11 protein-coding genes are annotated in these 9,727 nt (G+C 56.9%); 3 read left to right on the forward strand and 8 right to left on the reverse strand.

The features are described 5' to 3' along the window. Positions 1-130 precede the first annotated feature (130 nt). From Q0526_RS05305 to rsxC, 7 genes are all read right to left on the reverse strand, one after another. Positions 131-1,285, reverse strand: a complete 1,155-nt coding sequence (locus tag Q0526_RS05305) for an FprA family A-type flavoprotein (protein WP_298731416.1) — start codon at positions 1,283-1,285, stop codon at positions 131-133. 150 nt (positions 1,286-1,435) lie between these two features. Next, positions 1,436-2,272, reverse strand: a complete 837-nt coding sequence (locus tag Q0526_RS05310) for an RnfABCDGE type electron transport complex subunit B (protein ID WP_298731417.1) — start codon at positions 2,270-2,272, stop codon at positions 1,436-1,438. An 18-nt stretch (positions 2,273-2,290) separates the two neighbouring features. Further along, positions 2,291-2,932 carry an Rnf-Nqr domain containing protein gene (locus Q0526_RS05315; RefSeq protein ID WP_298731418.1) on the reverse strand — a complete coding sequence of 214 codons (642 nt, stop codon included), beginning with the start codon at positions 2,930-2,932 and terminating at the stop codon, positions 2,291-2,293. After that, on the reverse strand, positions 2,929-3,621 hold the full coding sequence (locus tag Q0526_RS05320) for an electron transport complex subunit E (protein ID WP_298731419.1): 693 nt from the start codon (positions 3,619-3,621) through the stop codon (positions 2,929-2,931). The genes Q0526_RS05315 and Q0526_RS05320 overlap by 4 nt, the downstream gene beginning before the upstream one ends. 2 nt (positions 3,622-3,623) lie before the next feature. Continuing rightward, positions 3,624-4,199: an FMN-binding protein gene (locus tag Q0526_RS05325; protein ID WP_298731420.1), complete on the reverse strand. Its 576-nt coding sequence runs from the start codon at positions 4,197-4,199 to the stop codon at positions 3,624-3,626. Then, positions 4,199-5,167 carry an RnfABCDGE type electron transport complex subunit D gene (locus Q0526_RS05330; RefSeq protein WP_298731421.1) on the reverse strand — a complete coding sequence of 323 codons (969 nt, stop codon included), beginning with the start codon at positions 5,165-5,167 and terminating at the stop codon, positions 4,199-4,201. The genes Q0526_RS05325 and Q0526_RS05330 overlap by 1 nt, the downstream gene beginning before the upstream one ends. 3 nt (positions 5,168-5,170) lie before the next feature. Continuing rightward, positions 5,171-6,529 carry an electron transport complex subunit RsxC gene (gene rsxC, locus Q0526_RS05335; protein ID WP_298731422.1) on the reverse strand — a complete coding sequence of 453 codons (1,359 nt, stop codon included), beginning with the start codon at positions 6,527-6,529 and terminating at the stop codon, positions 5,171-5,173. 264 nt (positions 6,530-6,793) lie between these two features. Between rsxC and Q0526_RS05340 the strand changes: the two genes are divergently transcribed. Continuing rightward, complete coding sequence (locus Q0526_RS05340; protein ID WP_298731423.1) at positions 6,794-6,928, forward strand: hypothetical protein; 135 nt, start codon at positions 6,794-6,796, stop codon at positions 6,926-6,928. A 58-nt stretch (positions 6,929-6,986) separates the two neighbouring features. Here Q0526_RS05340 and Q0526_RS05345 read toward each other — a convergent pair whose 3' ends face one another. After that, on the reverse strand, positions 6,987-8,384 hold the full coding sequence (locus Q0526_RS05345; protein WP_298731424.1) for a Sapep family Mn(2+)-dependent dipeptidase: 1,398 nt from the start codon (positions 8,382-8,384) through the stop codon (positions 6,987-6,989). A 150-nt stretch (positions 8,385-8,534) separates the two neighbouring features. Here Q0526_RS05345 and Q0526_RS05350 point away from each other — a divergent pair, with 150 nt between their 5' ends. Next, positions 8,535-8,900: a PadR family transcriptional regulator gene (locus Q0526_RS05350; RefSeq protein WP_298731425.1), complete on the forward strand. Its 366-nt coding sequence runs from the start codon at positions 8,535-8,537 to the stop codon at positions 8,898-8,900. Next, entirely contained in the window at positions 8,897-9,634 is a 738-nt protein-coding gene (locus tag Q0526_RS05355) for a DUF1700 domain-containing protein (RefSeq protein WP_298731426.1), read from the forward strand. The genes Q0526_RS05350 and Q0526_RS05355 overlap by 4 nt, the downstream gene beginning before the upstream one ends. Positions 9,635-9,727 lie beyond the last annotated feature (93 nt).

Here is a 9,727-nt window from a genome sequence, read left to right on the forward strand (position 1 = left end):
CCTCGACCTCTGCGATGTGAACGCAGCGCTCTAACCAGCTGAGCTAATCATCCATAATGGGGTCAACGCCAAATATTATACAGCATGTAAGCCGTTTTGTCAACCCCATTTTGGGATATTTTTGGAAGGATTACTTGCTCAACGCCTCAACCAGCGCATCCAACTGCGCACGGCTGGCATCGTTCAGCGCACTCTTGATGCTGACCGTCTGCTCCAGAATGGTCAGGTTCTTGCTGTTTTCCAGCATTTTGCGCATCACACGGCCGGCAGTGGGCGCCCAAGTGCCATTCTCGATGATCGCAACCGTGCGGTTCTGATAGTTGCGCTCGGTCAGATGCTCGATGAAGCAGCGGGTGAACGGGAAGACATCTCCGTTGTAGGAAGCCGCCGCCAGCACCAGTTTGCTGTAACGGAACGCCTGCGCCACAGCCTCGGCCATATCGCAGCGAGCCAGATCCATCACCATGACATCTACGCCATTGGCACGCAGCTTCTCGCCCAACTCCTCGGCGGCCTGCTTGGTGTGGCCATAGATAGAGCTGTAAGCCACCAGAACGCCCTCCGTCTCGGGGCGGTAGGAACTCCACGTATCATAGACAGCCAGCACATCCGCCAACTGCTCTTTGTGCAGAACCGGGCCGTGCAAAGAGCAAACCGTCTCGATCTCCAAGCCGGCAGCCTTCTTCAGAACAGCCTGCACCTGCGTGCCGTACTTGCCCACAATGCCAATGTAGTAACGGCGTGCTTCGGGCAGCCATTCTTCGTCCACGTCCAAGGCACCGAACTTGCCGAAAGCGTCCGCGCTGAACAATACCTTATCCGCGGCATCGTAGGTCATAATGACCTCCGGCCAGTGAACCATGGGCGCCGTGACAAAGTGCAGCGTGTGGGTTCCCAGTTCCAGCGTATCCCCTTCCTTAACAATGAGGCAGCGGCTGGTAAAGTCGGTGTCGAAGAACTGCTGCATAATGGCCACCGCTTTGGCAGAGGCTACGATCTGGGTCTTGGGATAGGCCTGCGCAAAGGCAAACACAGAACCGGAATGGTCAGGTTCCATATGCTGCACAACCAAATAGTCCGGCGTGCGGCCGCCCAGAACCCCTGCAATGTTGGTCAACCAGGCATCGGTAAAGTGGGCATCGACAGAATCCATAACCGCCACTTTTTCGTCCTGAATGAGATAGGAATTGTATGCCATGCCGTTGGGCACTTTGTACTGCCCCTCGAACAGGTCTACGTCATGATCATTGACGCCTACGTACACAATATCTTTGGTGATTTCCATTGTGGTAAACCTCCCTGTACTTTGTTACAAATTTACCTACGGAGAATAGTATAGCATAGTCGAGCCGATCTGTCCCCTATTTTTTCAAAAAAATGCAAAGAAAATCAAAAAAATCCCCCGCCTTTCGGCGGGGAATCTTACGCAAAACGATCAGTGCACTTCGGGGGCAGGAACCGGTGCGTCGATGGGACGCGGGGCACCTTCCACCCACTGGATGGCCTTCTTGGGGCACTTGGTCACACAAGTACCACAGCCATTGCACTTGGTATAGTCGATAACGGCCACATTGTCCTTTAGGAAGATTGCCTGCTGCGGGCAGTTACGCACACACAAGCCACAGGCGATACAACCCACCTTGCAGGTCTTGTTGACCACAGCGCCTTTATCCTTGTTGGAGCACTTGACAGCGGGCTGCGGCGCAATGGGCTTCATCTGAATGACCTTGCGCGGGCAAACTGCCGTGCAGGCGGTACAACCGGTGCACTTGCTGCGGTCCACGACCGCCACCCCGTTGACAACGTGGATGGCATCAAACTTACAGGCGCGGGTGCAATCCCCCAGTCCCAAGCAGCCGTAGGAGCAGGCGCTGGGGCCGCCAGCCACAGCCGCGGCTGCGGCGCAGGTCTGGATTCCCTTATAGTCAAACCGCTTGCCGCAGTTTTCGCCGCCGGCGCAAATCACCGTGGCACGCAGGCTGGGGCGGTCCGTTTCATCGGCACCCATGATGCGGTTGATGGCATCGGCGGTCTTGTCACCGCCGGGGGCACACTTGAAAGTCGGCGCGCCATCCTCTACGATAGCTTTGGCATAGTCGGCACAGCCGGCATATCCACAACCGCCGCAGTTGGCACCAGCCAAGCACTCGGTGATTTCCGCAATGCGCGGATCCTCGTACACAGCCATAAACTTGGAGGCCAGCACCAGAATAAAGCCGCCGATCAGGCCCAGCACCACCAGCACGACGATAGCAAATACGATCGGGTTCATTCTATCCATTCCCCTTTCTTACAGAATCGCGTTGATGATGTTTTCCACCAGACCGCCAAAGCCCATGAAGCTGAGCGAGGTGATGGCCGCCGCGACCAGCGTAATGGGCAGGCCCTTAAAGCATTCCGGCGGGTTGGAGTTTTCGACACGCTGGCGCACACCGCAAAAAAGCAGCATCGCCACAAGGAAGCCCACACCGGCACCCGCTGCACAAACCAACGCTTCCGCAAAGGCAAGGCCAAAGCCAGCCTCCGCTACAACGGCGGAGTAGTCCTGCACGGCCAGAATGGTGACGCCCAGCACGCAGCAGTTGGTGGTGATCAGCGGCAGGTAAACGCCCAGCGACTGGTACAGAGCCGGAACGTAGCGCTTCAGGGTGATCTCGATGAGCTGAACCAAAACGGCAATGACCAAAATGAAGATGATGGTCTGCATGTAGCCGAGGTTAAACGCATCCAGCAGGAAGATCTGCAGCGGGAAGGTAACAGCCGTGGCGATAACCATGACCGCGATAACGGCCAAGCCCATACCCACAGAGGAGTCCAATTTCTTGGAAACGCCCAAGAAGGGGCAGATACCAAGGAACTGTACCAATACGTAGTTGTTAACCAGGATCATGCTGAAGAAGATCGTGGCAAACGTTGCAATCTGAGAACTCATTCTTCAGCGCCCCCTTTCTGTTCGGCCTTGGCGGCGTCGATCTGTTCCAACATCACATCGCCGCAGGTCTTACGTTCAATGGGCTTGTTGAGTTTGCGCTCCAGCCAGACACAACCGGCCATCAGGCAGCCGAACACGAAGAAACCACCGGGCGCCGAGTTCATGACCGTCATACGGTCCACACTCTCGGGGATGATGGTGATGCCCAGCCAAGTGCCACTGCCGATGATCTCACGAATGGAGGACATCAGCGTCATGGTCAGGATGTAGCCAATGCCCATGCCCAAGCCATCCAGCGCAGAATCCACCACGGTGTTCTTGCAGGCGAACATCTCGGCACGGCCAAGAATGATACAGTTAACGACGATCAGCGCCAAGAAGACGCCCAAGGATTTGTACAGGTCCGGCACAAAGGCTTGCAGTACCATCTGGACCACCGTAACGAAGGTTGCGATGATGACAATGTAGCAAGGCAGATGCACCTTAGCGGGAATGGCTTTGCGCAGCGCGGAAATTACGATGTTGGAGCAAACCAACACGAAGGTCATGGACAGGCCCATGCCCACAGCGCCGGAAACGGTGGTGGTAACGGCCAGTGCGGAGCAGCAGCCCAGCACGAGGCGCAGAACGGGATTTTCGCGGATGATACCCGCGGTAAACACTTTCCATTTGCTCGGTTTTTCAGCCATCGTTACATACCCCCTTTGATTTCGTTGGTATAGCAGTCGATGGCCGCGTTAACGGCAGAAAAGACCGCGTTGCTGGAATAGGTAGCGCTGGCGACGCCGTCCACCGGGGAACCGCTGGAAACTGCCCCGCCGTTCCAGCCGATAAAGCCGGAGGTGAAGCTCTCATCGGCCACCTTGGAGCCAATGCCGGTGGTCTGGGTGGAGGCATCCACGCTGATGTTGGAGATGGCGCCGTTGGCGTCAAAGGCCACATAGACCGTGACATCCTTACCGGAGTAACCGCTGGCTGCCGCTTTGACGGCTGCCGCGCCGGAGCTGGTAGTCACAGCACCTTGCACGTCGGGGGTGGTCAGGTTTGCCAGCTCGGTCATGTCCGCCTCACTGGTGCCTTCCGGCAGTACCGACAGATAGGAGGCCAACGTCTCCGCCTTGGTGTTTTCTTCGATGATGGGGGCGGTCACATCGTTCAGGACCGCCAGCAGGGCGCTGCACACGAGGCAGATGACTACCAGCACGATGACCGGCAGCACCAGTTCCTTAAAGGCGCTCTGTTTTTCCGGGGTCTGGTTGTTCGCCATCAGTCAGCACCCCCTTCCTTTTTCGCTTTGGCTTTTTTGGCTTTTTTGAAGCCCAGCGGCACCTGATGGCCCCAAGCATTGAACCAAGGCACCATCAAGTTGCCCAACAGGATGGCAAAGCTCATGCCTTCGTTCATGCTGGCGAAGTGACGGATCAAGAAAGTCACCAAGCCGATGAAGATACCGTAGTACAGCTTGCCTTTGGTGGTAAACGGGCAGGTGACATAGTCGGTAGCCATAAAGACAGCACCGAACAGCAGACCGCCTGCCATGCACTCCATCAGTGCCACATAGGGGTCACCGGTGTAGAGCAGCGTCAGGATGTAGCAAGTCGCCACAATGCTGACCGGAATGGTAGCCTGAATGGTACCGGTGGCCAGCAAGATGGCAAAACCGGCCAGAATGGCGAGAACGCACGTTTCACCCAGCATACCGCCATGCAGGCCCATAAACATATCCATAAAGCTGACAGCCGACAGGTCCACCGAGGAAGACAGCGGCGTAGCGGAGGCCAGCGCGTCCACCGCCATATCGGGGTAGACGTAAGCCGTCATACGGGCGGTAAAGCCGAGGAACAGCACGATACGGCCAACCAATGCCGGGTTGGCAAAGTTGTAGCCGATACCGCCGAACAACTGCTTGACGATGATGATGGCCACAAAAGCGCCCACCACCGCGATCCACAGCGGCATGCCCACCGGCATATTGAGGGCAAGGATGATGCCCGTTACGACGGCGGACAGATCCCCCACCGTATTGGATTTGTGCATCAGCAGTTCATAAAGATACTCAAACGCCACGCAGGCAAAGGTGGTCACAACCACCTGCACCAACGCCTGCACACCGAAAATCAGAGCCGAAGCCAGCACACAGGGCATCAGGGCGATCACAACATTGCCCATCAGGCCGCGGGTGGTGGAATGGTCCCGAATATGCGGCGAGGCGGTTACAAGCAAACGTTCTTCCATTTGTTATTTGCCTCCTTTCCGCAGTTCACCCATGTACCACGCCTTGGCCAGCGTCATGGTCTGGCTGACGGGCCGTTTGGCCGGGCAGGCATAGCTGCAGCTGCCGCAGGCCACACAAAGGTCGACACAGCGCGCCTTCAGGGCATCAAAGTCCTTATTGTTGAAGGCTTCCGCCACCACAACCGGCTCCAACCCCATGGGGCATGCGTCGATGCAGCGGCCGCAGCGGATGCAGGCGGACGCTTCGGGCAGATTGGCCGCTTTTTTGCTGAACAGCAGCAGGCCGTTGTTCTGTTTCAAAACGGGGAAATCCGCGCTGGGTGCCGCACCGCCCATCATGGGGCCGCCAAAGATGATCTTACCCAGCTCTACATCGGGCTTAATCCCGCCGCAGGCTTCGATCACATCCCGGTACAGCGTACCGATCGGCACTTCCACATTCTGGGGCTTGGCGATGGCATCGCCTTCCACCGTAACGCGCTTGGTGGTCAGCGGCATACCGGTCTTGAGGAACTTGCCCAAGGTGGACACACTGGTCACGTTCATGATGATGCAGCCCACATCGGCAGGCAGACCCGCCTTACCGGAGGGGCCGACCTGCGGCACTTCCCGGCCAGTGCAGGTTTCCACCAGGGTCTTTTCAGCGCCCTGCGGGTAGCGCGTGGGCAGCGGTTTGACGCTGACACCGGGCATTTCCCGCACGAGGGAGCACATCAAATCGATGCATTCCGGCTTATTGCGCTCAATGCCGATGATGCAGTTGGGAATATTGCAGTACTTCATCACAGCGGCAATGCCCGAGATGATCGTATCGCTGCATTCCAGCATTTCGCGGCAGTCGGTGGTCAGATAAGGCTCGCACTCCGCCGCATTGATGAGCAGCGTGTCAACGGTATCGGCCGCCAACTTCACATGGGTCGGGAAACCCGCACCGCCAACACCTACCAGACCACAGGCCTGAATGGCTGCCAGCAAACTGGCTTTGTCGGTGACAGTGGGCGGCACGCAGGCCGGATCCACCGTCTGCTGCCCGTCGGTTTTGATGGCTACGGCGGTGGTCATTGCGCCGTTGACCATCCGCATCGGGGCCACGTCCTGCACGGTACCCGATACGCTGGAGTGGATGTTGGCACTGACAAAGCCGCCTGCTTTGCCGATCAAAGTACCAACCATGACGGTGTCGCCCTTCTTGACGACGGGCTCTGCGGGTGCGCCGATGTGCATCGACATGGGAATGATGACATGCTCGGGAACCGGCATTTTAACGGTCGGCTGCCCGGCTGTCGCCTTCACATGCGGCACGCTTGCGCCTTTGGCGGAGCGTTTTAGGGACTTGAACAAGCTATTTCCCCCATTTCTCATTTTTGTTGTACATGCAGTCGTTTCTTCTATTGGGAAACGCGCTCCCTGCATGCCTACAAGTATACCTATTTATTGTACCATTTTCCCAAAACAAGTCAAGATTGACAGCCGAACTCCCGTCACATTTTATCCGAGAGGGCAATTTTTGCAACAATTTGCGCAAATGTTGCAAAGCATGTACGATGCTTGCATCTTGCTGTCGTTTATGGTACTATGTTGGTAATAATCGCTGTACAGCTGTTTTCCCCAAAAAAGGAGGCAGGTATGAAACATTTCGGTAAGATTTTGGTTCTTTTGGCCGCCACCAGTGGCCTGTTGACTTTGATGGCACTGCTCTGCAGCCGCCGCAAACGTCGAAAACGTACCTGCTACGTCACTGTATACCGCTCTGACACATAAAATGCAAACTGTCCCCAACACCAACCGGTGCCGGGGACAGTTTTTTGCTTTTGTTTGCTTACAGGTCAATCTCCTGCAGGCGGAGCAGGGCCAGAATATAGATCTTCAACGCCTCGATCATCTTATCCAGCGGTGCGCCTTCGTTGGCACCGTGCATCGGGCCGGCAAACTCCGGGAATGCCAGATCGGTGTGCTCGGGGCCAAAGCTCACTGCGTAAGGGAAATGCCGTGCGTAGGTACCGCCGCCCATGGTGAAGGGAGTCTTGTTCTCCCCCGTCACATCGTTGTAGGTGGTGATCAGCGTCTGAACCGCCGGGCTGTCCGCCGCAATATAGAAAGGTTCCCGACTGCTCAGATTTTCCAGATGGGCCGCCGTGCCGCATACCTGCTCCATGGCTGCCTGCATCTTCTCCGGGTTGGTGTTGGTGGGATACCGGCAGTCAAAGCTCTGGCGGATGACGCCATCCTGCATTGCAATGGTCCCCCCAATGATGGTCAGCGGGTCAAACAAACCGTCATCCGCTGCAATCCCCACGCCGCTGCCGTCGGTGGCCTTATGCAGCGCCTGCACTACCTTTAAATAGGCCTCTTCCTGCGGGGTGCACAGCCCGCTCTCCAACAGGCAGTTCACCAACAGGCTGATGGCATTCACCGTGCCGGCAGGCATTGCCGCGTGACCGCTCTTGCCCCAGCCGCGCAGGATCGTGGTACCATCGGGGCCGGCTTCCGCCGTCACCCCCTCGGTGAGGTGTACCTGCTCCGGCGCCACCCGCAGCGTGCAGCTAGCGCGGTCAGGCACCGCATTGTGGGCCACACCGCCTTCAAAAGCAGCAATCACGCCATTCTCCAGCTTGGGGCTGACAATCTCGCCGTTAAAGCCGCCCTTTTCGCCGTTGCAGACCGGGAACTCTGCGTCAGGGGTAAAGCAGAACGCCGGCATCGGGTAATGGGCCGCATAGTAGTCCACGTCGTGCATGTTGGTTTCTTCGTTGGCCCCCAACAAGGCACGCACCGGGTATTTCAGGGCAATGCCGCTATCTTTCAGATATTTCAAGGCATACAGGCACAGAATGCTGGGGCCCTTGTCATCGGCCACGCCCCGGCCCAACAACCAGCCTTCCCGAACCCGAACCGTATAGGGGTCGGCATCCCAGCCGTTGCCCTCCGGCACTACGTCGGTATGGGTGATGGTCGCCAGAAACTTTTGGCCATCGGCAATGGTGCCGGTATCTGCCCAGCCGATATACCCTTCCGCATTATGGGTAGACAGCCCCAATTCTGCGGCGATCTCCAGCGCTTTGTCCAACGCCGCTTTGGGACCCGCCCCAAACGGTGCGCCGGGTTCCGGCGTGCCCTCCACACTGGGCACAGCCACCAAACGGCTGATGTCACGCACGATATTGTCACGGTTTTGTTCCGCAAAGGCGTCAATGGACGCCCAACGAGGATCGTTCATGGAAGTACCTCCCAAGATAAAATATTAGTCGGTATAAGTATAGCACAGTGCTTCAAAAAGTAAAGCGTTGAGACACCACGGCTTGACAACCTCCTCTATCTATGTTATATAATACTTAGTAATCCTAAATATTACAAAAGGAGGGTACACATGGCTGTCGACAGCGAACAACGCTTCGCCCAGCAGTTGAAAAAGGGCGTTCTGGAAATGCTGGTCTTGCAGCTTTTGGCAGACAAGCCCGGCCACGGCTACGAATTGATCGTGCGGCTGCGAAAGGCCGGTGGCGGGCTGTTGGACCTAAAAGAAGGTACCCTCTACCCGATTTTGTACCGGCTGGAACAGGAAGGGTGCATTTCCTCGATATGGAACACACCGGACGGCGGAAGCCCCGGAAAAGTTCCGCGCCGCATTTACACCGCAACAGAGAAAGGCCTTCAGCTTTTGCAGCAGGAAGCAGAGGTCTGGCATCAGTTTGTCCGCTGCGTGGACCAGCAACTTGGGAGGGATACGGTATGAAGATGAAACTTGGAAGTGTCACGCTGGATGTTTTACCGCCGGTGAAGCGCTACATGAACGCCATCGAGCATCGTCTGCGGGCAGACCGCCAGACTCGAGCCCGCATTATGACCGAGCTGGCCGGGGATTTTGAGAGCCGCCGGGAAGCCGGCCAGAGCGATGAGCAGATCATGGCCGAACTGGGCTCCCCTGAGGAGGTAGCTGCTCAATTCAACACAGCCCTCGGTGTTTCGGGTTCTATCAGCCGGTGGCGTTGGGCCTTTTTGGTATTGGCGGTACTGGTGTTGGCCGTTGTGTTGGGACCGGATTTTGTCAACCGGCTTACCGCAGCTCAAGCGGCTTCTCTCGGAATCATCGGTGGCGCCGACGGGCCTACCGCCATCTATGTGACTGCCGGGCCGGCTGCGGGAATCTCGCCGTTGGTATTTCTCCCTTGGCTGCTGGGCTGTGTCGCAGCCTTCCTGCTGCCCAACTGGCGAGTCCCCCACGCCTGCAAAGGATACGGCCTTTCCCTGCTGCTGAGCGGTCTGGGTTCACTGCCTTTTCTTCCTCTTGCAGTGCTTTTTGTTGGCACCTGCCTTCCCCATTTTGATAAGTTGCTATACGCAATTCCTCTGCTGTTCGGCCTTTCTGCCTTTTGCGGCGCTCTGTTGAGTGTTGTGGTTTTTTGCTGGGCTTTGTGGGCCCGTCACCGTGCCAGAAAAGCCACCAAACAAAGTGAAGAAAAAAATTGAAGAAAAGAGGACGACCGGGCTTGACAAGCCCGGTTTTCCATGCTAAAATAATACTCGCATTTGGCGGCAGCCACTGTGGAGAGGTGTCCGAGT

The sequence above is a fragment of the uncultured Subdoligranulum sp. genome (genome assembly GCF_937890665.1).